The following is a 24,050-nucleotide window of genomic DNA, read 5'->3' as shown; positions in this document are numbered from 1 at the left end:
CTTCGGATCGAACTAAACAAGACAGCCATCCTAAGGGTGGTGTGATCCAGTTTTCATGATTTTGTTTTTGGTTTTCTGAGAACCGAGCCGGACGGCTAAAAAATCAACTTTTTGAGTCGCGTATTGCTTTTGTAGAGGTGTTTTTTGTTTTCTGGAAGAGCAGACGATTAGCGTGAGCCATCAACTAAACAAGACAGCCATCCTAAGGGTGGTGTGATCCAGTTTTCATGATTTTGTTTTTGGTTTTCTGAGAACCGAGCCGGACGGCTAAAAAATCAACTTTTTGAGTCGCGTATTGCTTTTGTAGAGGAACTAAACAAGACATCCATCCTAAGGGTGGTGTGATCCAGTTTTCATGATTTTGTTTTTGGTTTTCTGAGAACCGAGCCGGACGGCTAAAAAATCAACTTTTTGAGTCGCGTATTGCTTTTGTAGAGGTGTTTTTTGTTTTCTGGAAGAGCAGGCGATTAGCGTGAGCCATGACAGGGCCTTACCTTGAGGCAATTTTGCTTTATGTTGGCATTAAGGGAGTGATTGTCAGCCAAATAATCGATTAGCGGTGTTTTTATCCCTGAGTCGTTTTAGTTTGTGTCGATGTCGATAGGCTTCAAGATAAGATTCACTGCCTGCAGCATGATGAAAACAGTCTTCAAATTGAGTGGTGAGTTCCTGCCATTGTTCAGGTTTGAGGTTAAGACGTTCCAATATCGCAGGCGTTGATTCTTCAATTGCGCCGCGTTTATTGGGTAAGATAGCTCTGCCCGTGATATCGACCAGCTCCATGTAGTCAGATAAATGGAAGGGCAAACCATGGGGCATACCCTCTTTGATATTGCCGGCAAAAGGTGTCAGGTATTTAGGTGTTTTACCTGCTTTGGCTGCATTGATGCGGTATTGAATACTGGTGTGGTCAGATTGCTCTGGTGTATTAGCCATTTTGGCTCTGATGGGGTTTAAATCTACATAGGCCATACAGGCAGCAAGCGCGGCTTCATCTAATAAGGCTTGCGATTTAAATCTTCCTTCCCAGAATCTACCGCTACATTTATCTTCCTTGTTGGCTTCTCTGGCTATGTATTCATTCAAATAGCGCATAAACCAGCTGATATCCGTCAGCCGCTGCCGCCATATATCGGCGGTTTCCTCAATGGTGAAAAGCTGAGACTCATGTATCTGCTTTCGTTGTTCGGGATTCAGGTACTGGTGACTGAGTAAGGTGCCATTACTTAGCCTGTGCCAGCGGCGAATCACTTCTTCAGTATCCCAACTGTCAGATAAATCTTTGTGAATGTGCAATACCAGGTGGGTGTGGTTGCTCATTACCGCATAGGCACAAACATCAATGGCAAATATCTGAGACTGAAAGTGAATACGGTCTTCAACCCATTGACGGCGGTGCTCATAGCTGACCCCGGTTTGTTTGTCTTCGCCGCATAAAAATGCTCTACGCACACAGCGGGAAACACAGTGGTAATAGGGCGTATCTTCAAGACAGATTTGTGCCTTCCTGGCTTTTGGCATGTTAACTCTTCCTGAGTCTGTTGAATAAAGCCTCTATTTTGCACAAATCATTGAGCTTGGAAACTGTACTGAAGTACAGTTATGATGGCTGTCCATGTTTCTGGAGGCTAGCACTTTAAAAAGGAGTCATTGTGTCTAGGCACCTATTCAAAATCAATCTGCAAAGGAGGATTTATTAATGGATCAAGAAGATGTAATTTTAAAAATACACGGAATGGGAGAAATTCCTGCTGATGGCGCGGCGGAGACTCTGAACAGAATAAATCGAGCCTACAATGGGCTCGCCATCTTAGACCTACTAACGTCCTTTTCAACGACCAGACTTATAAGAGCTTGTAGAGACCTTTCTTCCAGCATGTCAGCAAGCGTTTTGTTTAATGATTTGCCTAAACGATCCCCTCATCTAGAACTAAAAGGAGTAGTGCTTCAATCACCTGGATTCTGGGAATTCATTGGCAAACTTAATCCGCTAGAAGCCATCAGACTTTATCTTAATGATAGGCATGAGAGAAAAAAAGATAACAGTTACCGAAATGAAAGCGAGAAGAGGAAATTAACCCTCGAAAATAAACTGTTAGAAATTAAGATTGTAAATGAATTTGTAGACGCAGCTAGAAACGCTGGAGTTCCAGAAAATGAAATACAAACTCTTGTAAGAGAAAACGCGGTTGTGCCTTTGTTGGAATTGGAAGCAGTACAAGATCGAGGAGGTGTCACTTATGCTGAACTTCCTAGCAAGGTGTCTACATATGAGGAAGTTGAAGAGGATGCCTAACAAGTCGGTTCAAAACGGACACAAAAACGTTGGCTGTGTTCGTGCCTCACAAAGTTTAGCCAACGTTTTTGCGCTCGTTTAACCGGGCCGTTAGTAGTTCAAGGAAGTACGGTGTCAGGTAAACTTATCGAAAAGCATCCAAACTTTAAAAGCCTATGTGTTAAGCACTGGATGAATAAAGGTGAGCACTTTTTTAGTGTATCTTGTAACTAAACAAGACAGCCATCCTAAGGGTGGTGTGATCCAGTTTTCATGATTTTGTTTTTGGTTTCGAGAGCATTTATAAAAACATCTGACAAGTCATTACAGCAGGATGAACAACAGTTGGCTATTTGCTCGCACCCCGAAGAGAACCCCAAGAGATTGGATATGATTATCGGAACTCTACAGGGTGACATTGATGGTGTTTCATTTTCTGAACGCCTGACTATTTCACAGTGACAAAGCGCTTCAGTAACACCGGTAGTAATGTCAGGTCGATAACAAAGGCCAGCAGCATGGCGACGGCGGTTAATAGCCCAAACAAGACACTGGGGACAAAATCCGAAAAGCTCAACAGAGAAAATCCTGCTGCGATAACCACAGTGGTGCAAAACAACGCAAAGCCGGTGCTGTGAAAGGTGTCTTTTAAAGCATCAGAGGCCGAGTTTGCCTTTTGACCTTGCAGGTAGCGATGCACGAAATGGATGGTGTCATCAACCGCGATCCCCATGGCAATGGCAGCAATAGTAATGGTCATGATATCCAGTGGAATGTTTAACCAGCCCATGACACCTAACACACCGGCGGTGGTTAAAATGTTAGGAATCACAGCAATCAGCGCAACCTTAATTGAACCAAACACCAGTAGCAATACCAGCGTCAGTGCCACAAAAACTAAACCCAGAGTCAGGATTTGTGACTGGTACAACTGCTTCAGAATATCCTGATATAAAACAAATAAGTTAGTAATGTAAAACTGCGGTTCATCAATGCCTTGCGCCACAATATCTTGCTGCAACGAGGCCAGGAATTTTGTACGGGTGAAGTTTTCGGTTGTATCCTGAATGCGGGCACTGATCCGCAATTGCTGGTGTTCTTCAGAAAAGTAGCTCTGCACCAGTTTGTCTTTCAGGGAGTCATCCAGCAGCATATACAAAGCCGATAATTCGTATTCGGTCAGGGGTTTATTGTTGTTAATTTGTTTGGCTAATTGGGTAAAGTTCACCACCGACGAGGTGTTACCCATTGCGGGATATTGACGTAATACAGCCTGTATAACCTGCAAATTCTGGATATCCTTTGCGGTTAAAATCAGGTCCTTATTGGCATTCTCCGCTGGCTGGATCTGGTAAATTACATCCAGCGGAGTGGAACCGCCAAACTCTTTATCAATAAACGACAGTTCCTGGTGAACCCTTGTGGACTTGGCAAAATAATTGATAAAACTGTTTTCGACGTTCAAACGCATAAAGCCACTGCCGGCAAACAGGGCTAACAGCACGCCTGCCAGCAAAATGAGTTTGGGAAATCGCACTGCAAAACCATAACAACCTTGCATCAGATTGCTGATAATCCTGTGTTCGGGTTGGCGTTTCGATACACCGAAGAGCATTAACAGGGCCGGAAACAGCAGCAAACTGACACAAATGGAGATACCCATCGCCACTATCATCATCCAGCCAAAACTGATCACCGGTTGAATTCCACTAAATATCAGCGAGCCAAAGCCGACAGAGGTGGTTAATCCGGCAAATAAACAGGGTTTGAACTTATTGCCAATGGTCTGACTGACCAGTTCACTGTGCTGTTCGGTTTTGTTGTCAGCGTTTAATTGCAAATATTCGACGCTCAGGTGGATCACGATAGCCAGGGTCAGGATTATTTGTAGTGCGATAAAATTAGCGGATATTACCGTGGTGCGTAAATCGAAAAAGCCGAACACGCCGATGGCCAACAGGACACTGATGCCACAGCACGCTACCGGCAGTGCAACCCAGCGCAGCTGGCGAAACAGAACTAACAACAAGGCGGCGATGGTGGCCGCGATAATACCACTAAATAACTGCAGATCCTGGCTGATGATTTCCACTAACTGTTGCCCTAATACATGAGAGCCACCAATGAAAAACTCTGCTTCGTGCTGATAGGAAGCCACTACATCGTACAGGCTTTGCAGTTCTGCCTGGCGTTGTTTATTCAGTTGTTGGGTTATGACATCTGCCTGCGCCTCTAATTGTGCGATTTGGGCATTTTCCTGGTCTGACAATGTCCGGGTTAACGCGTGTTTTTCAATGGCTAAAATTTCTGCGTCCAGTTTGGCCAGCGCCGGGTTATCCTGAAACACGATTTGAATAGCGGTGGCTGTTTGTGATTTGTTGACCAGCAAATCGGTGAACAAGGGATGATTATCAAAAATGGTGGCCATTTTTTCCGGGGCGTAACGCTGCTGTTGCCAGGTCCAGTCGTCGGGATTAATGTTGGCATTCAGCTCGGAAATTTGTGACAGCAGCGGCACATTCAAAATGGAGGTGGTGCTACTCACTCTGTCCATCTCAGCAAACTGCTGGCTGAGCTGGGTGATCAGATTAAAAGTGGGTTCGCTAAAAACCCCCTGCTCTTTAGGTTTTATGGCAACCAGAACAAATTCCACCGGGTTAAACCGGTTTGCCACTATTTTGGTCTGAATATAGTTTTTGTTGTTTTTCATCAGCAAGGTATTGGCTGACGCATCAATTTTGAATTGGGGCGCAAAATAGCCTGCTGCCAGCGCAGCCGCTAAAAACAGACTGATTATCAGCCAGGGTTTGGCAATGACAAAACGATTAAACTGGCGCATTGCTTAGTCCTTTTTGGGTTGTTTGGTGGCGTCATCACGCATCTGTGATTGCAGGTACAGCTCTCTGAAAAAGACATAAGGATCTTGCGCCTGTTCGGTGAGCTTCTGATAGGTTTCAGATTGTTGGCTAAAATCGTGGACGCCCTGCGTGATCAGCAAAAGTGTGGTTTCCGGATCGTCACTCACGTAGTGCAGGGGATTGGCCAAACCTTCAACTGCCACTGACACACCGTCGCGCACATCTGACGAGCCCAGCACAGGCAACACCAGATAACTTCCCGGTTCAGCACCATAAAAATCCAGGGTGTCGGCGAAGGTCTGTTTTTGCTGCGGCAGATCCAGCCAGTGGTTGGCGGGGTCAAACAAACCCAAAATACCCAGGGTGGAATTTACTGCAAAGCGGGCCAGGGTGGTTATGGCTGCTTCGCCGTCGCCTTGCAGACTGTGGTTGATCAGGTTTAGCGGCTCCCGGATGTTACTGAAAAAGTTGCCCACTGAATTGCGCACGGGCTCGGGAAAAACCGCAACATAGCCATCAGCAACCGGGATCAGAACCCAACGGTACAGACTGTCGTTGAAGCTGAACATTGCACGGTTAAAGCCCTCAAACCGGTCTTCGTAATACAGGCAGGCTGGATCTGCCGATTCAGGCTCCCGGTATCCCACCACGGTGGGTTCTACTTCTGTGGTGCCCTGAGAGGTAGTCACCACAATATTGTCGTCGTTTAGCTCACGCGGGGCAGGGTCCGGACAGTGCTGAGCCGTCGAAGGCTGGCTGGCACAGCCAGTCAGACCTGTCGCCAGGGTGAATAACAGCAGGACAATAGCCCTGAAATGGGTGGAACCTGAGAGTCCTTGTTTCATTGTTACCTGCCGTATTTACTGCGTGTTTAATTATTAGATCAAAACGCTTTAGATTGTCGAGCGAATGTTTTTTGCCAGTGCCTTGGCATCATAAACCCGGTTGGGATCTGTGGGTTCACCTTTACCCATAGACACAGTCATTACGTTCACATGGTCTTTTGTGATCTCTTCCGATTCAATGATTGTGCCGGTGTAATGCGGGTGATGCACTGTGGTACAGCCCAGTAACCCACATCGCGTGCTGGTGGCGGTTGTAGTGGCACCCACATTGGTACCGGTTTGAACGCGTTTTTTATTGGTTTCCATATCTTGATTGTCGATGTAGAACCAGTCGTATCCCTGCTCCAGGGTCAGATCTGCGGCGTGCAGCAAGGTGTAATCTCTGATGGTTTCCTTGTCGGTAACGCGATTGCCGCGAAACGTGATCCGGTATTTGGTGTCAGTAAGCTTGGTGTGCGTGTAACCAAAGTCGCCTTTTTCGGGCGCCATCGTGTAGGGGGTTGGCTGCATTGAGGCACAAGAAGCCAGCAACAGAATGAGCGAACTAAAAAAGAGTGATTTAAATATCGTCATGGTTTTTCCTCCGGAAAAATAAGTATCACATCGGGAGACTGTTAAACTCCCGTTTCCGTTGATTGCAGATATCACACCAACTCAGGAAAAATCTTACAACTCCCAATAATTCAACGGTTTAACGGGATTTTTATTCCTTCGTTGAGTGTCTTGTAGACGTGGTTTTTGAAATATTTAACCTGGCTTGTGAAATTTTTTCACAGCAGTTATAGAGACTCAGATAGGGAAAACGCGAAGAGATCGGTGTTCGACAAACAAAGCGGGTGAGCAGGGCGCTCACCCGGAATTATTTATAAGGATTGCAGCTTCTTGATGTAAGCATCGGGGCTGAATTCGCGGCCCAGGAAATCCGCCACGAAATCTGCAGCAGGTTTGCTTCCGGCTGCGCCTAACACCATGTTGCGATAGTCGGCAGCGACTTTTTTGTTGCGCATCCCTTCTTTTTCAAAGCGGGAGAACAAATCCGTGGCAATGGCCAGAGACCATTGATAAGTATAGTAGTTGGAGCTATACCCATTCAGATGACCAAAATTGGCGTAAAAATGCGTGCCTTCTACATACGGGTAGGCGGCAAATTTATCCTGAATATCTAACATCAGCGGATCTAACTCAAAAGAATCAGGCTCACGGTTATAGTAATTCAGCGACAAGTTAGCATAAAAGATTTGCGTGGCTGTACCGGTTGCCAGACCAAAATCACGGGCGCGATTCATTTTCGCCACCAGTTCTTTAGGAATAGTTTCGCCTTTTTCGTTAGAAGCAAAGGTTTTCAGTGTATCGTAATCCCAAATCCACTCTTCCAGCATCTGTGAGGGCGCCTCAACAAAGTCGCGTTCCATGCTCATACCTGTGATGGCGTACCAATTTTGCGTGCCGGAAAACATGTTGTGGATCAGGTGGCCAAATTCATGCAAAAAGGTTTCTACCTGGCCGTGCTCCATTAAGCCCCGCGGGAAGTTTTGCGCCAGGCCAGACAGGGGGATTTGCTTGTCTTTGATACCCGGGCGTAACGTCCAGTGGGCTGCGTGTTTGTATTTGTCGGCGCGAGGATGGTTATCCATGTAGAATCGTCCCAGCAATTTGCCGTTTTCCATAATCTGGTAGGTTTCGACATCCTCATGCCAGGTGGCGGTTTCCCAGGGTTGAATATCCACACCAAACAAATCTTCAGTCAGACCAAAAATGCCGTCCCGTACTTTCTCATAATGAAAGTATTCCCGTACTTCTTTGGAGTCCAGGGCGTAATCTTCCTGACGGATCAGGTTCTGCAGATAACTGGCCTGCCAGACCTGAACCTCTTTAGCCTCGGGGTTAATCTTTTGCAGGCGCTTAAGTAACATCGCCAGTTCTTTTTCTACCGGCTCCTGCAGTGCGCCACCAACCCGGTTTAAAAAGGCCTGGGCATTCTCGGGGGTAGCAATCATTTTGTCGTCCATGGATTGCTCTGCGTGATTTTTAAAGCCCAGGATATTGGCCAGTTCGTGGCGTTTCTCAATGAGCTTTTTCAGCACCGCTTCATTTTGCGGATAACCTCTGGAACGGGCGGCCACTCTGAGTTTATGGCGCAATTCGTCGCTGGTGGAGTAAGTCATCACCGGGCTTAAATCAGGATAATCGGTGGAGATTTTGATGATGCCGTTTTCATCGGCAGGATGGCTGTCGATGTAATCTTGCGGTAAGCCATCCAGTTGCTCTGCTGTGGCTTCGACATGGCGCACATCACTGCGGATATTTTTGTTAAATTCGTTGCCGATTTCGGTAATTTCCTGCTGCAGGGCACGGATTTTGTTGCGGGTGGCCTCGTCTTTATCCACCCCGGCACGCCTGAAATCGGAAAGTGCGGATTCCACCATAAAGCGCTCAGTGTTATCCAGTTTGCTTAAATCGATGGCCGCTACGCGGTCATAGTAGCCTTTGGATAATCCGGTTTGCGTGAAGAAGTCAGATTGCTTTTCGCTACAGGCATTGGCCGCATCGCGAATAGACTCCTCGGGGTGTACTGCGCGAATATGCCAAACGTGTCTCACCGGCATCATATTGTCGATGATCTGGTCGTAGGCACCCACCACGTTTTTCAGTGTCGCCGGGCCGCTGCTGTTTTCTAATGCCTGAAAACTGGTTTGTGCCTGAGCCAAAATGTCGTCACAGAGTTTAGTGATCTGTTCACCAGTGAGATTGGGATCGATGCCTTCAGTGAGCATTTTGTTTTGACTATGATGTTCAGCGTGGGCGGCAAAGCCCAGCAGTGAGCCGGCCACAGCCAGTGATAAGAGTGCAGATTTCATTAAGGTGTTCCTTATTATCGTTGTAATCGAAAATTTAAGCACAATGGCTAAGGGCTGTCTAATTACACAGGTGCGGTTGTAACATTCTGAGACAAAAAGAGTACAATGAGCGCCACATCATCAGTCACAGTTACCATGGCAACATCAGATTTCCCCAACTCAGAGCCGCAGATCGCGTCGCCTGCAAACCATCCGGTGGTCATTCAGGGAATGGCCTATCAATATTCAGAAACACTGCAGCCTTTGTGGAGTGGTTTTGGCGAGATCGCTCGTTATCGCAACTGTGACGGGCACAGCATTATCGTCAAAAGGGTTGCGCCACCTAAAGTGATGCAACACCCGCGAGGCTGGAACAGCAGCCTGAGCGAGCAGCGAAAACTGCAGTCCTACCAGATTGAACAGCACTTTTATCAGCATTACGCCGCCTTGTGTGATGCACACTGCCGGGTGCCGCAATGGCGCCCGGCGGACCCTGAAACCGCGAGTGCAGCGACCATGATATTAGAAGATCTTGACGCTGCCGGGTATCCCCGCCGACACACTCAGGATGATGGTTCAGTACTGTATGCTTGTTTGCGCTGGCTGGCGTATTTTCATGCACGCTTTATGCAACAAACCAGCAGCGAACTTTGGGCTGTCGGCGGCTACTGGCATCTGGGCACCCGGCCTGATGAGTTAGCTAACATGGAGCCGTGTTTACTCAAAGTGCGGGCTTCAGATATTGACCACAAGCTTAACAATGCCCGATTTACAACCCTGATCCATGGCGATGCCAAGCTGGCTAACTTTTGTTTTGGTGAACCTGGTCGGGTGGCCGCACTGGATTTTCAGTACGTGGGTGGTGGTGTTGGGGTGAAAGATGTGGCACTGCTTTTGGCCAGCAGTCTGGACAACGAAGCACTGCAGCAACAGTCAAAAGAGTATGAAGATTTTTACTTTGAACAGCTGGAAGCAGCGTTAAATCACTATCAACAGTCAATTGATTTTACTGCTTTGGAAGCGGAATGGCGTCGCTTGTTGGCATTTGCCTGGGCTGACTATCAGCGATTTTTAATGGGCTGGAAACCGGACCATAGTCGCATAACCCGGTATATGTGCGCCAAATCCGAACAGGCTCTGGCGCACTTAGAAAGGCTGGATTAGTCTTCTTTATTCTGAGCGATAAAGTCTTTTACCGCTTGTAGTGTAGGAAAAGAAGTATAACCAGAGGCGTCTAACTCTTCGTTAACGCAACCCAAAATGGTTTTGTCAGTTACTTCTTCACCTTCGTAATACTCGACGCAATAATCGAGTGTGTCTTGCAAAAAGCCAGCATCCGGCATCTCTTGAGCATTAACGCCAGCAGACAGAATTGCAAGTAAGAACAACCATTTGAATTTCATTTCGTATCTCAGTTAACAGGTGTTTCAGACCATCTGAAACACTTTTAATGTGCGCAAAAAATTAACTGTTTATGGTCAAAATGAAAAACGAATATTTTTTATGCTGACGATAAAATTATCTGTTTGCCGCTAAAATGTATGATTCGCCAGTACGTAATCCAGGGCACCATTGACCGCAGCAGCCTGGGCTTCGATACAATTTTGCGGGTCGGTTTTCGGGCTGTCGGGATACACTTCGGTAATGGTGACATACGGCGCGTCTGTCATACCGGTGCTTAATCCGGCTTTCTTACATTGGTACTCAATTACCCCAAACTGAGTGATTTTCGCGCCAATAATGCAGCCATTTTTATCGGCAGGTGCGATATGGGTTACCTTAGCCACATTGTCGATAACGGCTTTTTGAAATGCGTTTTCCGGACGTTCTGTATCACCCACCAGGTAAAATCCATCAGGAATATCCCAGTTGTCATGTGTTACGCCATCTCTGGCTGCCAGTGCCGGGCGAAATTCAGAGTTGTCGGTATCTGTGGTTTCGTGTAAATCCACGTGAACCAAAGGCTTAATATTGTTTTTATTCAGGTAGTCCATGATGGCCTGAGTTTCTTCGGAAGGTGCGCCGGGGGTAAAAGAGCGATTGGGATCCACCGCAGCCGGGTTCCAGCGGTTGATGGTTTCATAACCCCAGGGGCTGATACAGGGCGCGACAATCAGATTAAAGCTGTCTGTGTAATTTTGAGCACAATGTTCCAGAAAATACAAAGCCCCATGGACTCCGCTGGTTTCATAACCGTGGACTCCGCCGGTAACCAATGCTGTCGGTTTGGATGCTTGCCACGACGCAGATGTCAGTACAAACAGCGGGTAGCGCGCCAGGTCGTAGCTCAACGCACCATATTGCTCCACATGCCATTGCGACGACAAAGACCTAATTTTATCCAGCACTTCTTGCTGGTAGCTGCGCTTTATATTTTGTAATGCCAGCCATTGTGCTTTTTCAGGTTTTCCCCACGGGATTCCGGGGGTGCCGACATGGTAAGTACTTGCTTTGTTTGTCATATATGATTTCTACTCCATTATCCTTGTGCCAGGACAAGATTTAAGGGAGCAGTTTAAAGCAATTTTTGCGCAGTTTCTTCTCTGAATATTGCCCTTTAAGCAGAATCTATTACGCTTTACTAATGACCCGTATGATCCCGATAATACTCTGTCTGTCGTTACATTGGATTGCGCAATCCTTGCAGGCTGCGCGAGCGGAAAACTATTTGGTTTACGGTATCCCCAATTACCCGCCTTTTTCAGTTTATGAAGAGCAAGGCTTTAGTGGTCGCGACGTTGAACTGGTGCTGCATCTGGCAGATAAACTCAATTTGCAAATCCGTTTTTCACCTTGTGAGTGGATACGTTGTCTGGAGTTGGCCAGAGCCGGACGGGTGGATATTCTGACTTCGGTTAGCCATGCTCAGGAACGCGAGGCCTTTTTACACTTCATTCAACCCGCTTATAGCCGGAGTAACATCGCTTTTTGGGTTCGTTCCGGCGAAGCTGAACGCATTCGCACCTTTGCTGATCTGGACAATAAAATTGTCGGCAAAGAAAAAGGCGCCAGGCTATTTGCGCAAGTGGATAACGCGCCGAATATTCAGCGTTATGAATCTGCGCAATTTAATATACTGTTCAAAATGTTGGTGTCAGGCCGGCTGGATACCGTGATGGGGGGCGACCAGGCCATTGCTATCGCTGTCGAGCGCAGCGGTTATGCCGAACTGCTGGAGCCTGCAGTATATAAAGTTCAGGTGCCATCAGCGTTTCTGGCGATGGCCCGCCAATCTGCGAAAGCCACTGTATTCCTGACACCGTTTCAGGATGAAATGCAGCGCATGTATAGCAGTGGGGAGCTCAACTATTACCTGGACTGGCAGGAACCCAAAAAGGACGATAACTAAGACTTCATTTAACTGGTCGGACGTGTTAATGTCGCAGCAATTAATCTGGAGATAATAGCCATGTCTGATAATTATTTAATGCGTTTGTATAAGCGTTTGCAAAAGTATCCCATGGGAAACCGGTTGTTTTCTTTTGTTGCCTGTCGCAAAGCGCCCTACTTTGCCACGATCAAACCGTTGATCACTCAACTGGCTCCCGGTGAATGTCATTGCTTTATTAAGAAGCGCCGTTCGGTGGAAAACCACATAAAAACCGTGCACGTTATCGCAATTTGTAATGGTCTGGAAATGGCGATGGGCTTCATGGCTGAGGCTTCAATACCCAAACACCTGCGCTGGATACCCAAAGGCATGACAGTAGACTATACTGCCAAAGCGGGTTCTGATATTCGCTGCGAAGCCGTTTTGCCCAACAATCACTGGCAGGTGGGAGATTTACCGGTAGCGGTAACGGCCTACGATGAAAATGATGTAGTGGTAGTCAAAGGCACAATTAACCTGTGGGTGTCAGAAAAGAAAAAGTAATGCCTGTTAAAGCCTCTGTTTAAATGGAGTTTAGTTGTGGATTTGGCGCATGGAAAAACTGAGATGATAGACGAACAGAAAGCGGTAGCTTTTCTGCAACGACAAATAGAGGTTTACTTCAACAAATCCAATGGTGATCTTCGGGACTGTTTATACTCACGTGCGCTTTCTGATGCTGTTGGCTTGGGAATGCAGGTTTATATGAACATGCTACATTCCTGTAACGCAAATGCGGAAAAGCTCTGGCGAGAACTCAAACAACAGAAAAGCTTTTCAGCAAACCGGTATTGTTCATTACTTGGCAGTTGGTTAGCGTCGTCAGAAAACCTGCAAAAGAACTCACACCAATCGCTTCCCGGACCTTTGTCTTCTTCTGATTTAGAACATTGGCAAGAAAATGGCTATGTCATTGTCAAAAATATTATAGCTCGTGAAACTGCGCTGGATATTGCAAATAGTCTCGCGCAACGCAAAGGATTCGCTTTAGACGATAGTGAATCCTGGCAAAATCTTCCTAAGGGGCCCATCTGGCAAAGACAATTTGATTTGCCTGAGCTGGAAATCGCTCGACAATCGAAAATCGCCTTAAACGCATTCCAACAGATTTGGCAATGTCAGGATCTGGTGATTACCCGAGACCAATACAGTATTAATTTTCCGGAAAGCCACAAACACTGCTTTCAAGGACCGAAGCTGCATCTGGATGTCGACTTTAACTTCCCTATGCACTTTAAAACACAGGGGATCGTTTATCTCAACGACGTAGCTGCAGATCAAGGTGCGTTTACTGTATGCCCCGGGTTTCATCTTAACTATCAAAATTGGATCAACAGTTTGCCTTCTGGCACAGATCCAAATGAGGTGGACTTTTACCAATTTCCCCATAAGTCGATTGCGGCCGAAGCGGGGGACTTGATTATCTGGCACCATTGGTTACCCCATGGTGCATCACCAAATCACCATCAATCTCCGAGAGTGGCACAATACCTGGATATGTATTCGTTGACCCCACGGTATGTTGCTCCCGGAAATGCGTTCTAACTATAATCATTGCGCTGCGCCATCAGGTCGCTGTGATATTCTACAAACTCAATCTCGAAGCCGTCCGGGTCCCTGAAATACAGGTTGCTGCGATGCTCTGTAGGGTTACCTGGATTGCTGACTTCAAATCCTGCCTCAACCAGTCTTTTACGTACGGCATCGATATTACTGACGACAAAAGCAAAATGTGACAATCCGGGCTGCGCCCCCTGATGCTCCCGGATCTGACCTTCCCCGTGGTCAGATAAGGCAAGGTATTGTTTATCATCGCCAAAATGCAACCAGTTTCGGGGTTTGCCGTACCAGTCATCTGAACCGCCGCCTCGTACCCTCCACTCCGGAAAGGCTGCGCGGTAAAAGTTTAAGCTTTGCTGCATGTCGGTCACTACCATATTTAAATGCTCTAAATACATTGTCCTTCTCCTTTCTGATGAAAATTATTTGCGCGCTGACACCTGGTGAAATGTAGGATTCTGCCAGGCCAACAGCAATGACTGGATTAAAACGCTTGCGGCAAGTCGCCAGACGGGCTTTTTACTGTTCATTTTTAGGTTCCTCGTGTTAAGTTGGGTGTCATGCTAAAACCTCAAGTTAAGTTGAGGTAAAGGTTTTTTTTTAATTTTTTTAACTTTTCTGAGGACAAGCCAATGGCGGAAGTTTTGTTAGCACCAGGAAAAGTGGCCAAGCGCTGTGGCGTTGCGGTATCTGCTTTGCACTTTTACGAACAAAAAGGACTGATCCACAGTTCCCGCAATGCCGGCAATCAACGTCGCTATCACAAAGATGTAATGCGTCGAATCGCGTTAATTAAAGCAGCGCAAAATCTGGGAATTAGTCTGGAAGAAATAAAACAAACCCTGGCAACCTTACCGGATATGCGTACGCCCACGCAGGAAGACTGGCAACAGCTGGCTCAACAGTGGCGGGAGAGATTGGATCAACGCATCAGAGCCATGACAGCCCTTCGGGATTCACTCACCGGTTGTATCGGTTGCGGCTGTTTATCCATGAAAAACTGCCCTATGTACAACAAAGACGATGAACTGGCCGCTGCGGGACCAGGGGCCGTGCTGCTGAATCGAAGAATGACGTGATTAGGGGGCTGAGTACCTTAAATGCCTTCAGTCTGAAAAAGGAAATTAATCTTGCTTTTTGGGTAATTTAAACTACCTTTGTGTTTTTGCTGATTCACATTTTGGCATATTCAAAAGGAGAAAAGGATGAAAGTCAGAAAGAATGTGTATGAGTTATCTGTATCGGATATGACGCTGCATTGGTATTCCAAAGCCGTAGAGGTGATGAAGCAGCGCAGTATTAACGATCCAACCAGTTGGTGGTATTGGGGGGCTGTCCACGGCTATGTAATAAACACCAGTACCAAACAATTTTGGGAAGTGGCTGCAGACTACCCACCTAAACAATCCACTATCGACAGCGGCTTTTGGAATAATTGCCAGCACGGCACCTGGTTTTTCTTACCCTGGCACCGCATGTATCTGTACTACTTTGAAGCTACGGTGGCAAAAGCGGTAGTGGAAGCCGGTGGTCCTGTCGGATGGACGCTTCCCTTCTGGAATTATTGTGAAGCGTTCAGGCCCGGGATCAGCATAGCTGAACAACAACAGGCGATGACCATACCTCCTGCGTTTGGTGACAGCCAGGGCAAAAACGCCGATTATCCGGGGTTGTGGCTGGAGGGTCGGGTAAACTATGTATTGCAAAAAAGGTACGTAAACCCCTGGCCAGCCCTTGATGAAACCGTATTTACCAATACTTCTGAAGATGTAAATTTTGGCGGAGGTATTACCGGGTTTGCCGTCTCAGGCGGTAAAAAAGGCCAGTTGGAGCAGTTACCACACGACGTTGTGCACGGTTATATCAACGGGGCAATGGGCAATACCAAAACAGCAGCGCTGGATCCCATATTTTGGTTACATCATGCCAATATCGACAGAATGTGGCAGGTGTGGGTGGAGTCGGCGGGGCACAGCAACCCGGCAAGTTCAGATTGGCTGAACTTTGAATTTGATTTTCATGATGAAAATGGTGAGGTGCAGACTTTAAAAGTCAAAGATGTGCGCACCACAGAGCAGCTCAATTACACCTACAGCCCTGGCTACCCGGAGATGGATGCCGAGAGTCCAAACCCACCGGGCCGGGCTGCTGAAAATGTGATGGATGTGGTTGGAGCCAGCAACATCAACACCGATCTGAGTCATGATTTATCTGCTCTGGCATTGAATATGGTGCCACAGGGGCGACGCAAATCCAGGGTTTCCATGGCGGCAAGAGCCTCTGTTAATCAAAGTAAAACACCAAAACGAGTACTGCATGTCAACAACGTCACCGGAACCGGTAACCCCTGCCCGGTTGATATCTTTATCAGTGGTGACGGAAGTGCTGCGCTGGATGATGAACACTTTGTGGGCAGTCTCGGGTTGTTTGGTCTTGAGGACGCATCAACACCCAGTTTGGATCATGATGGTAGCGGCTTGAGTTTCGCCTTTGATGTGACCCAGGTCATCGAGCGGCTCAGCAAGCAAAAGGGCTGGAGTGAAGACAAGATATCGTTTCAGTTTAAACCACAACTGCCGCGTCAGGGTGAGAAAGTGAAAGTCGGGCGGGTGAGTCTGCACAGTGAACTACGCTAAAACACAAAGGCAAGTACCGGGAGCCGGCTTAAGTGGTGTATATACCCTTAAGCCCCACTGGTATTTGCTCGCTGTGTCTATATTGTGTTGGTTGTATTACTTCTATGTTTGGTTGCAGCCCTTGGATAGTCATCACCATCATCACCATGCTCATCAGGTCAGTTTTACTGAACAGCAAATTACCTGGTTGATGATGGTGTATGCCATGATGTTGCCCATGCTTAGCGGTGCTGTTAACTTTATCAGGGAAATGCTGCCGCGCTATGTGCATCCTTATGCCTGGCTGGCGGTTTTTATCGGCTATTCCGCGCTTTGGTGGTTGGTTGGAGCACTATTGATTGCGGTTGGTGTCCTGCTGTCATCGGCGGTGTGGATTGCAGAATACTGGCCAGCCTGGATAAAAGAAACCACTCCGTTTTCGGGTTTGATCTGGCTGGGTGCAGCGCTGTATTGTCAGTCGGGAATACGTAAGTCGGCGGTATATGCCTGTACCGCAGGACAACCACTGGCGATAGACTTTTGGGGGGCAATGCGGGGATCGGTTAAATTTGGCTGGTATAAAGCGCAGCGCTGTTTCGCAAGTTGTGGGGTTATTATGCTGGCTATGATGCTGACCGGACATAGTTTGGGGTTAATGCTGGCAGTTACCTGTTTATTGTTGTATGAACGCATTAAACTGCCCAAACGCACCTCTCTGGTAAGCGCAATGTGCTATACTCTGGCCCTGTTCTATACCGGAATGTGGCTCATTTAAGTAATGTCAGATACTGTGAAAGACACCTGGATTGCCAGTTCGTCTCAGCCACTCATTCTTCGGGGGAAAGACACTCTTTTCCCTGTCAGCTTACAACTACAGCAACCGCTTGCAGCAGCAATTCCAAAATACGTGTGTTTGCAAGGATTACACAATGTTGAACAACTCGGTGTGCTGGACATTCATATCAGTCCGCTGGACTCGATTTTGTCCGAGCAAAGCTATCTGGCGACAGCCGCCTTTTATGGCATGGATACCCAATCTGATACAGGACAAGAATTGCATGTGAAACTGGCTCAGCAGGAGCAGCAGACTTTGCAAACACATCTCAAAAATAAACAATTCATCACCCTGGTAGTTGCCCTGCAACCCAGGCTAAGTTTGCCTGAGCCAGTCACCATAGAACGAATCGTTTTGTTGTAAAATATCAAGGAGTAAACCGGAGGTGCATATTAGAGTTCCAATTTTTCTCGCCTTGTCGGTGCTTTTCCTGGCTCAAAATTACCGTTTTGATCAGCGACTTTAAACACAGCCTGTGAAGCCACCTCTGTTTTTCTTTTAACTGCTTGACAGTGTCAGAGTCCATTAAAACTACAAATAACTCGTTTTAATAACTCTGACACTGAGGTGTTAAAAAGCACCTGTTAACAAGGTTGTTTATCCTTTGGTTGACCCGGCTCCCCTTTTGATGGTGCTGTTTTTGGCAATGGAGGTTTAAAAACATCCATATAATACTTCTCATTAATTTTCTGTTGTATGGAGTGACTATGTTTTGTGTTATTGTACTCATAGCTGGCGGTAAACATAAAAGCCAGTTGCCACACTTGATAAAAACGCATAGATGATGAGTGGTTACTAAATTCGTGTGAATGAGATATAGATACCTTTTCTGACAAAGTCACTTCCCTTGTAACAGAATCTGTATCACTAAAGGTTGCGCTAAGTTTAGCACTCAACTCCCCCAAATCTGTCATTCCTTTATCCGACACGGTCGCTCCGAAAGTTTCTGAAAAAGAATTCGTTTCTGAGTCTCCATTTGTCAAACCCGTGTCAAATGTAATTGTAATTTTTGCTGAATCATTCGAGTTAACTTGTGGGGTGTCAACGCTAAGCCAGCAATAAGTGGCATCGATTGTAATTGCAGGACTTTTAGCTGTAACTGATTTAAGAAAAATTCCTCCCGTATCCTGTCCGCGTACTTTAATTATGTTTTCAGCTTCTTCATTACCATTAAATTTCAGATATTCTGAGGGAATTGGAACTTCGATGGTTTTCATGTTCTTATATTCATTTGCTTGCAGTGTCTGAACTGGAAAACCATGACCGTTGACTTCGACAGAGTACCCCCCGTTGTTTCCATTACCTCTTGAAGCAAGCTCCAGAACTAGTATTAATTTTGTAGGTATCTTTGCTGTTAAAGCGAAATTCACAGCCTGGAATTGTTGTCCACCATTCACAGCGTCACCAGTCATTTCCCATACGTCTATGGGGCCCTCTTCATTATTAAACGTTTCATTTGAGATAAAGGCGTTCATTTGTAAGAACTTAAAATTCCCATCGTACGGTATTTCGGGAGTTAATGAATAACTGTAGCTTTCCATTCTGACCGTTTGAAGATGATAGCTGGGGGTTGGGCTTGCCTGGACTATAACTTCCTGAGTCAGTTCTGGCGGTAAATTCCAGATTGGCCATCCATCAATTGTTATTGGGGCGGGCTCTTTGTTATCATTTTTTAGGGCAGTATTCAGATTATTAGTAGGCATTGCAATTTCCGTATGTTTTAAAAGAGTGGTTTTTAGCTTTACTTCACAATTGAACAAAGGTTTACTCAACAAAACGAGTAACATCCCTCATTTAGTTTTATCGACTAAACAATTGATTTTTTAGTTGTATTGACAAATTTTGATTTTTTCTATCGCGTTGCTATGGAATTTTCAGGATAAAGATTTATTTTTTGTTCAGTTTATCCCTTGAACCCCCAACCCATTGCAGATCGTTAGTGCCGGGTATATGCTCATATTGAACAACAATAACTGAACTATTTGATGCCTGTATTTAAACCTCTGCACTTTACTCAGACTTTGCCTTTTTCCCGCACCTTGCGTTTTGAGGTGGAAGGGAACCGCGATGTGCACATGCACTACAAGAGTTTGTTTAAAAGCCAGTCGCAAACTTTTCCGTTGGATCTAATCAATCCCCGACCGGGGCTTAACAAGAGCATTAATCTGGCGGCGGGTATCGCCGCGCTCTTTCTGTTGTTGATTATTGGCTTTTGTTTGCTGGGTTATGCCCAAAACCCGGCGCGTTTCAGTCAACCGCTGATGGTGCTGACTATTCTGTTTTTACCGCCGGCGCTGGTGGCTCTGTGGTTTTTTAATGCCAGCTTTACGCCGTCTGTGGTGTTTTTCCGGGTGGATGACGGCGATGAAATGTTTAAAATCCCGCAATACCCGCACAATAAATCCCAACTGGAACAGTTTGCCAAAGACCTGAGCGAGCGCATCGAATCTATTCGTTATCCGGGCAACTTATCCCACGCAGAACAAGTGGAGCTGTATCAAAAACATCTGGATTTCTTGCTCAATGAGCAGGTGTTAAGTCAGGCCGAGTATGATGCCGCTTTGCAACGACTGGAAAAGCGAGGCGGTAGTGGTAATGTCTTTAAATTAATCTGAGCAGCATTAAAATTCGGCTTCATTAATCCAAAACAGGTGACTTGCGTAGCATTATATTTACGCTGATGTTTAAATGGGTATTCAAAAACTATTTTGGGTTTTAGCCAGTTGCCGCTATGCTCCCCCCGCTTTGCAATCCCGCCCTAAAATAGGGATTGAAAAGCAGTTGGATTCAGGAGAATTTCGGTAACGCCTTTCTCCCGCGTCACGGTTAAATGCAACGCAATTTTTGGGGGTATAATGTTAGTCAAAGACGATCTCACGACAAGCTGTCAGCTCAGACAAACCATCAGAGATTTTTACCGTATCGATGAAGAGCAGGTCATCGAACATATATTACCATTGGCCGAAGTGGGTGTGACTGCGCGAAGTCGCGCCTGGGAACGCGCCCGTCAGATGGTATTAAATATTCGTAAAGCAGAAGATGGTAAAGGCGGTGTCGATGCGTTGCTGAATGAATACTCCCTGTCTTCTGAAGAAGGTGTGGTACTGATGTGTCTGGCCGAAGCGCTGCTGCGTGTACCAGACCGCAAAACCCAGGACTCGCTTATCCGTGACAAGCTGTCTAAAGGGGAATGGAGTCAGCATCTGGGCAACAGTGATTCACTATTCGTGAATGCCTCCAGTTGGGGATTGTTAGTCACCGGCAAAATGGTGAACTACTCTGACAAAACGAAAACCCAGCAATTTGGCGTATTAAAGCGCACTATTGGCCGTTTAGGTGAGCCGGTTATTCGCTCTTCTGTACATTACGCCATGAAAATCATGGGTAAGCAGTTTGTCATGGGCACCAATATTGATGAAGCCATTGAGCGCGCCAAAGATACCGAAACCAAAGGCTATGTGTATTCCTACGATATGCTGGGTGAAGGTGCCCGCACCATGGCCGATGCTCAACGTTACTATGATGCTTACCTCAAGGCCATACACGCGTTAGGTAAAGCCGCGCAGGGTAAAGGCCCGGTGAAAAGTGCCGGTATCTCGGTAAAATTATCCGCTATTCATCCCCGCTATGAGTTTACCCACAGCGAGCGGGTTAAATCTGAACTGGTACCGCGCCTGAAAGCCCTGGCGCTGGCAGCGAAAGAATACGATATCGGTTTTACTGTGGATGCCGAAGAAGCCGACCGTCTGGATATTTCACTGGACATTATAGAAACCGTATTTTCGGACCCGGAACTGGGTGACTGGCAGGGTTTTGGTCTGGCTGTTCAGGCTTATCAAAAACGCGCGATATTCGTCATCGAATGGCTGGAAGCACTGGCCCGCCGCGTAGGCCGCAAGATGATGGTGCGCCTGGTCAAAGGGGCTTACTGGGATACCGAAATTAAAACTACCCAGGTAGATGGACTGGACGATTTTCCGGTGTTTACCCGTAAAGCCACGACAGACGTGTGCTACAAGGCCTGTGCTATCAAATTGATGGCCGCCAGAGATGTGATTTTCCCGCAGTTTGCTACGCATAACGCCTATACCGTGGCGACGATTTTAGAACTGGCTAAAGAAAACAATCAGGGCTATGAATTCCAGCGCCTGCACGGCATGGGCGAGTCTTTGTACGACCAGGTAGTGTTGAACGACAAGGTACAGTGTCGGGTATATGCGCCGGTAGGGCAGCACGAAGATCTGCTGGCCTATCTGGTACGTCGCTTATTGGAAAACGGTGCTAATTCTTCGTTTGTTAATGCCATTGTTGATGACACCAAACCGGTGGAAGAATTACTGCCGGACCCGGTGGAAAAATTGCAGGACCTGCGCAACAAGCGAAACATGAATATCACTATGCCTATCGCCATTTATGGTGAAGAACGCGAGAACTCCAAAGGTATGGACCTCACCGACATCAATCATCTGATGCCGCTGAAAGAAAACCTGGATGCCTGGGTAAAAGACAACATCAAGAGCGCCAATGCGGCACAGGCGGAATTAGTGGCGGTGCTGAACCCGGTAAATCACAGTGAGTTGGTGGGTCACCTTAAATATCACAGCGCAGAGGATATGAAAGACATTGTCAGCCGCGCTGAAACGGCGTTTGCCGACTGGTCTGAAACGCCGGTGACTGAGCGGGCGAATTTACTGCGCAGAACCGCTGATATTTTAGAACGTCACCGCGACGAATTGATCGCTATCTGTATTAAAGAGGCCGGTAAACTGACTCAGGACAGTATCGACGAAGTGCGCGAAGCCGTTGACTTCTGTCGTTATTACGCGGCCCGTGCCGAAGAACTGGCAAAAGATGAGCGTATGGAGCCTCGTGGCCCCATCCTGTGTATCAGTCCCTGGAACTTCCCGTTAGCCATCTTCCTGGGCCAGGTGGCCGCAGCGATTGTGACCGGCAATACGGTGGTAGCAAAACCGGCTGAGCAAACCAGTCTGATTGCGCTGCGAACCATCGAACTGATGAAGATAGTGGGCATGCCGGATGATGTGGTGCAGTTGCTGATTGCCCAGGGTAAAGAAGTGGGTGAAAACGTAGTAAATGACGAACGCATTCAGGCGGTCATGTTTACCGGTTCGACCGCCACTGGCACCCTGATCTCAAAAATTCTGGCGGAGCGCGGTGGTCAACAGGTACCGCTAATTGCCGAAACCGGTGGCCAAAACTGTATGGTGGTAGATTCTACTGCCTTGCCAGAGCAGGTGTGTGACGATGTTATTAAGTCGGGTTTTCAAAGTGCCGGTCAGCGCTGTTCAGCGTTGCGGGTGTTGTTCTTACAGGAAGACATCGCCGATACCGTACTGAAAATGATCACCGGTGCCATGAAAGAGCTGACGGTAGGTGATCCTCAGTATCTGTGCACCGATGTTGGGCCTGTCATTGATGCCAAAGCCTTAAAAGCCCTGAACGATCATGTGGAATACATGAAAGATAAAGGCCAGCTGTTGTACGAATGTCCGTTGCCGGAAATGGCACATGGCAACAATTTGTTTGCACCGCGTCTGTATCAGATAGACAACCTGTCAGTACTGAAAAAAGAAGTATTTGGGCCGGTTGTGCACGTGATCCGCTTTAAAGAGTCACAACTGGATGAGGTGATTGAGCAAATCAATACCACCGGCTTTGGTTTAACTATGGGAATTCACACCCGTATTGAAGATCGCGCTGAAGATTTGGCGGCCCGGGTACGTGCCGGAAACATTTATGTTAACCGCAACATGATTGGTGCCATCGTTGGCGTACAACCATTCGGTGGACGCGGCCTGTCTGGTACTGGTCCTAAAGCGGGTGGCCCTAACTATCTGACGCGTCTGGTAAGAGAAAAGCACACGCCTGACGAAGAGGATATGAACTACGAAACCAAGGCCAATATTGATATGGTGGAACTGGGCGCAGCCCAGGAACACGTTGACAACATTATGGAACTGGCCCTGAAAGCTGAACGTATCTGGCGTACCACAGCTCTGAATGACCGTATTTCGGTGATGCGTCAGTTGCTGGCCAAAATCGCCACGGTAGATATCGTCGAGGAGCTGGCTGACGACCTGGCGAAATCCCTGTCGGATTCCCGCTCGCAGTTAACCCGCATCGAGAAAATGCTGAAAAAGCCCAAGGTTTTACCTGGCCCAACAGGCGAATCCAACCTGTTGTATCTGGAGCCTCGTGGTTGCGTGGTGTGTTACGCCGATAAAGACACGGTATTCAGCTTCTGGTTGATGTCTATCGTGTCAGCACTGGCGGTAGGTAATACGGTAATCACGGCAGTATCAGACTTGTTTTTTGAAGAGGCCAAAGCCATTCAGGACAAACTGATACAGTGCGGTGGTGCCGAAGGCGTGTTGCAGGTGGTTAAACACGATAAGCTGAATGCACTATTACATCATGCAGATATCGCAGGTGCGGTGGTTGACAGTAACAGTGCCCGCATGGGGTATTTCAGCAAGCAGCTGGCAGAGCGTGAAGGCGCGATTTTGCCGGTGATCAGTGCCGAGTATAACGATACCCTGATCCAACGTCTGGTGACTGAAAAAACCATCAGTATCGATACCACGGCATCAGGTGGTAACACCTCGCTGATGACCTTAGCCGAAGATGACGAGTAAAATCGTCAGGTTTTAATCACTTTGATTCAAAAGGCCCGTCAGGGCCTTTCAGATTGATGATAAACCCCCGCTTTTTAGCGGGGGTTTCTTTTTTTAAGCAGCCGAAGGCTGCGATCGCGATTTTTTTCGTAAGTTCTTTCGCATCGCTTTGGTTGGGATGAACTGCGATTTCGTTTTTTCAGGTGGGGTTTTGACTCGA

Annotated in this window: 20 protein-coding genes; 11 read left to right on the top strand and 9 right to left on the bottom strand. The window is 47.1% G+C overall.

Features of this window, described 5'->3' with window-relative positions; all coding sequences use genetic code 11:
• Nucleotides 1-537 precede the first annotated feature (537 nt).
• On the bottom strand, nt 538-1,521 hold the full coding sequence (locus tag AC0J20_RS03000) for a transposase (RefSeq protein ID WP_473020548.1): 984 nt from the start codon (nt 1,519-1,521) through the stop codon (nt 538-540).
• Between the two features lie 178 nt (nt 1,522-1,699).
• Between AC0J20_RS03000 and AC0J20_RS02995 the strand changes: the two genes are divergently transcribed.
• Nucleotides 1,700-2,296, top strand: coding sequence for a hypothetical protein (locus tag AC0J20_RS02995; RefSeq protein ID WP_473020547.1), 597 nt, complete (start codon nt 1,700-1,702; stop codon nt 2,294-2,296).
• A 427-nt stretch (nt 2,297-2,723) separates the two neighbouring features.
• On the opposite strand, the gene AC0J20_RS02990 is transcribed toward AC0J20_RS02995, so the two are convergent.
• The 4 genes from AC0J20_RS02990 to AC0J20_RS02975 all read right to left on the bottom strand — a co-directional run bounded on the left by AC0J20_RS02990 (nt 2,724) and on the right by AC0J20_RS02975 (nt 8,836).
• The gene (locus tag AC0J20_RS02990) at nt 2,724-5,114 is read right to left on the bottom strand and encodes an efflux RND transporter permease subunit (RefSeq protein WP_473020546.1); all 2,391 of its coding nucleotides are present in this window, start codon (nt 5,112-5,114) and stop codon (nt 2,724-2,726) included.
• Between the two features lie 3 nt (nt 5,115-5,117).
• Entirely contained in the window at nt 5,118-5,978 is an 861-nt protein-coding gene (locus tag AC0J20_RS02985; protein WP_473020545.1) for an MlaA family lipoprotein, read from the bottom strand.
• Nucleotides 5,979-6,026: 48 nt separating this feature from the next.
• Nucleotides 6,027-6,551 (bottom strand): CC0125/CC1285 family lipoprotein, encoded by a 525-nt coding sequence (locus AC0J20_RS02980; protein WP_473020544.1) that lies wholly within the window; start codon nt 6,549-6,551, stop codon nt 6,027-6,029.
• Between the two features lie 290 nt (nt 6,552-6,841).
• Nucleotides 6,842-8,836 (bottom strand): M3 family metallopeptidase, encoded by a 1,995-nt coding sequence (locus AC0J20_RS02975; protein WP_473020543.1) that lies wholly within the window; start codon nt 8,834-8,836, stop codon nt 6,842-6,844.
• 105 nt (nt 8,837-8,941) lie between these two features.
• On the opposite strand from AC0J20_RS02975, the gene AC0J20_RS02970 reads away from it, so the two are divergent.
• On the top strand, nt 8,942-9,979 hold the full coding sequence (locus tag AC0J20_RS02970) for a phosphotransferase (protein ID WP_473020542.1): 1,038 nt from the start codon (nt 8,942-8,944) through the stop codon (nt 9,977-9,979).
• On the opposite strand, the gene AC0J20_RS02965 is transcribed toward AC0J20_RS02970, so the two are convergent.
• Both AC0J20_RS02965 and AC0J20_RS02960 read right to left on the bottom strand, forming a co-directional pair.
• Nucleotides 9,976-10,218, bottom strand: a complete 243-nt coding sequence (locus AC0J20_RS02965; RefSeq protein WP_473020541.1) for a hypothetical protein — start codon at nt 10,216-10,218, stop codon at nt 9,976-9,978. The two genes, AC0J20_RS02970 and AC0J20_RS02965, sit on opposite strands and share 4 nt — an antisense overlap.
• A 129-nt stretch (nt 10,219-10,347) precedes the next feature.
• Complete coding sequence (locus AC0J20_RS02960) at nt 10,348-11,277, bottom strand: M14 family metallopeptidase (protein ID WP_473020540.1); 930 nt, start codon at nt 11,275-11,277, stop codon at nt 10,348-10,350.
• Nucleotides 11,278-11,399: 122 nt separating this feature from the next.
• Here AC0J20_RS02960 and AC0J20_RS02955 point away from each other — a divergent pair, with 122 nt between their 5' ends.
• From AC0J20_RS02955 to AC0J20_RS02945, 3 genes are all read left to right on the top strand, one after another.
• Nucleotides 11,400-12,164, top strand: a complete 765-nt coding sequence (locus AC0J20_RS02955; RefSeq protein ID WP_473020538.1) for a substrate-binding periplasmic protein — start codon at nt 11,400-11,402, stop codon at nt 12,162-12,164.
• Between the two features lie 60 nt (nt 12,165-12,224).
• Nucleotides 12,225-12,689: a hotdog fold domain-containing protein gene (locus AC0J20_RS02950; RefSeq protein WP_229530267.1), complete on the top strand. Its 465-nt coding sequence runs from the start codon at nt 12,225-12,227 to the stop codon at nt 12,687-12,689.
• 63 nt (nt 12,690-12,752) lie between these two features.
• Complete coding sequence (locus AC0J20_RS02945; RefSeq protein WP_473020537.1) at nt 12,753-13,730, top strand: phytanoyl-CoA dioxygenase family protein; 978 nt, start codon at nt 12,753-12,755, stop codon at nt 13,728-13,730.
• Here AC0J20_RS02945 and AC0J20_RS02940 read toward each other — a convergent pair.
• A complete protein-coding gene (locus AC0J20_RS02940; protein WP_473020536.1) occupies nt 13,727-14,143 on the bottom strand; it encodes a VOC family protein in 417 nt (138 codons plus the stop codon). The two genes, AC0J20_RS02945 and AC0J20_RS02940, sit on opposite strands and share 4 nt — an antisense overlap.
• Nucleotides 14,144-14,377: 234 nt before the next feature.
• Between AC0J20_RS02940 and soxR the strand changes: the two genes are divergently transcribed.
• The 4 genes from soxR (at nt 14,378) to AC0J20_RS02920 (ending at nt 17,558) form a co-directional block, all read left to right on the top strand.
• The gene (gene soxR, locus AC0J20_RS02935) at nt 14,378-14,824 is read left to right on the top strand and encodes a redox-sensitive transcriptional activator SoxR (RefSeq protein ID WP_473020535.1); all 447 of its coding nucleotides are present in this window, start codon (nt 14,378-14,380) and stop codon (nt 14,822-14,824) included.
• Between the two features lie 126 nt (nt 14,825-14,950).
• Complete coding sequence (locus AC0J20_RS02930) at nt 14,951-16,381, top strand: tyrosinase family protein (protein WP_473020534.1); 1,431 nt, start codon at nt 14,951-14,953, stop codon at nt 16,379-16,381.
• Complete coding sequence (locus tag AC0J20_RS02925) at nt 16,368-17,135, top strand: copper chaperone (RefSeq protein ID WP_473020533.1); 768 nt, start codon at nt 16,368-16,370, stop codon at nt 17,133-17,135. Before AC0J20_RS02930 ends, AC0J20_RS02925 begins: the two co-directional genes overlap by 14 nt.
• A gap of 3 nt (nt 17,136-17,138) precedes the next feature.
• Nucleotides 17,139-17,558: a hypothetical protein gene (locus AC0J20_RS02920; RefSeq protein WP_473020532.1), complete on the top strand. Its 420-nt coding sequence runs from the start codon at nt 17,139-17,141 to the stop codon at nt 17,556-17,558.
• A 221-nt stretch (nt 17,559-17,779) separates the two neighbouring features.
• Here AC0J20_RS02920 and AC0J20_RS02915 read toward each other — a convergent pair whose 3' ends face one another.
• The gene (locus tag AC0J20_RS02915; RefSeq protein ID WP_473020531.1) at nt 17,780-18,898 is read right to left on the bottom strand and encodes a hypothetical protein; all 1,119 of its coding nucleotides are present in this window, start codon (nt 18,896-18,898) and stop codon (nt 17,780-17,782) included.
• A gap of 282 nt (nt 18,899-19,180) precedes the next feature.
• Here AC0J20_RS02915 and AC0J20_RS02910 point away from each other — a divergent pair, with 282 nt between their 5' ends.
• Both AC0J20_RS02910 and putA read left to right on the top strand, forming a co-directional pair.
• The gene (locus AC0J20_RS02910) at nt 19,181-19,810 is read left to right on the top strand and encodes a hypothetical protein (protein WP_473020530.1); all 630 of its coding nucleotides are present in this window, start codon (nt 19,181-19,183) and stop codon (nt 19,808-19,810) included.
• A gap of 240 nt (nt 19,811-20,050) precedes the next feature.
• Nucleotides 20,051-23,851 carry a bifunctional proline dehydrogenase/L-glutamate gamma-semialdehyde dehydrogenase PutA gene (gene putA / locus AC0J20_RS02905; protein ID WP_473020529.1) on the top strand — a complete coding sequence of 1,267 codons (3,801 nt, stop codon included), beginning with the start codon at nt 20,051-20,053 and terminating at the stop codon, nt 23,849-23,851.
• The last annotated feature ends 199 nt before the right edge of the window (nt 23,852-24,050 follow it).

The organism is Planctobacterium sp. R6 (assembly GCF_055755215.1).
This window is presented reverse-complemented; position numbering and strand designations above follow the sequence as displayed.

What these genes read in the sequence shown, in the direction of transcription:
- AC0J20_RS03000 (WP_473020548.1), bottom strand. Translation starts at nt 1,521, where the DNA reads ATGCCAAAAGCCAGGAAGGCACAAATCTGTCTTGAAGATACGCCCTAT.
- AC0J20_RS02995 (WP_473020547.1), top strand. Translation starts at nt 1,700, where the DNA reads ATGGATCAAGAAGATGTAATTTTAAAAATACACGGAATGGGAGAAATT.
- AC0J20_RS02990 (WP_473020546.1), bottom strand. Translation starts at nt 5,114, where the DNA reads ATGCGCCAGTTTAATCGTTTTGTCATTGCCAAACCCTGGCTGATAATC.
- AC0J20_RS02985 (WP_473020545.1), bottom strand. Translation starts at nt 5,978, where the DNA reads ATGAAACAAGGACTCTCAGGTTCCACCCATTTCAGGGCTATTGTCCTG.
- AC0J20_RS02980 (WP_473020544.1), bottom strand. Translation starts at nt 6,551, where the DNA reads ATGACGATATTTAAATCACTCTTTTTTAGTTCGCTCATTCTGTTGCTG.
- AC0J20_RS02975 (WP_473020543.1), bottom strand. Translation starts at nt 8,836, where the DNA reads ATGAAATCTGCACTCTTATCACTGGCTGTGGCCGGCTCACTGCTGGGC.
- AC0J20_RS02970 (WP_473020542.1), top strand. Translation starts at nt 8,942, where the DNA reads ATGAGCGCCACATCATCAGTCACAGTTACCATGGCAACATCAGATTTC.
- AC0J20_RS02965 (WP_473020541.1), bottom strand. Translation starts at nt 10,218, where the DNA reads ATGAAATTCAAATGGTTGTTCTTACTTGCAATTCTGTCTGCTGGCGTT.
- AC0J20_RS02960 (WP_473020540.1), bottom strand. Translation starts at nt 11,277, where the DNA reads ATGACAAACAAAGCAAGTACTTACCATGTCGGCACCCCCGGAATCCCG.
- AC0J20_RS02955 (WP_473020538.1), top strand. Translation starts at nt 11,400, where the DNA reads ATGACCCGTATGATCCCGATAATACTCTGTCTGTCGTTACATTGGATT.
- AC0J20_RS02950 (WP_229530267.1), top strand. Translation starts at nt 12,225, where the DNA reads ATGTCTGATAATTATTTAATGCGTTTGTATAAGCGTTTGCAAAAGTAT.
- AC0J20_RS02945 (WP_473020537.1), top strand. Translation starts at nt 12,753, where the DNA reads ATGATAGACGAACAGAAAGCGGTAGCTTTTCTGCAACGACAAATAGAG.
- AC0J20_RS02940 (WP_473020536.1), bottom strand. Translation starts at nt 14,143, where the DNA reads ATGTATTTAGAGCATTTAAATATGGTAGTGACCGACATGCAGCAAAGC.
- soxR (WP_473020535.1), top strand. Translation starts at nt 14,378, where the DNA reads ATGGCGGAAGTTTTGTTAGCACCAGGAAAAGTGGCCAAGCGCTGTGGC.
- AC0J20_RS02930 (WP_473020534.1), top strand. Translation starts at nt 14,951, where the DNA reads ATGAAAGTCAGAAAGAATGTGTATGAGTTATCTGTATCGGATATGACG.
- AC0J20_RS02920 (WP_473020532.1), top strand. Translation starts at nt 17,139, where the DNA reads ATGTCAGATACTGTGAAAGACACCTGGATTGCCAGTTCGTCTCAGCCA.
- AC0J20_RS02915 (WP_473020531.1), bottom strand. Translation starts at nt 18,898, where the DNA reads ATGCCTACTAATAATCTGAATACTGCCCTAAAAAATGATAACAAAGAG.
- AC0J20_RS02910 (WP_473020530.1), top strand. Translation starts at nt 19,181, where the DNA reads ATGCCTGTATTTAAACCTCTGCACTTTACTCAGACTTTGCCTTTTTCC.
- putA (WP_473020529.1), top strand. Translation starts at nt 20,051, where the DNA reads ATGTTAGTCAAAGACGATCTCACGACAAGCTGTCAGCTCAGACAAACC.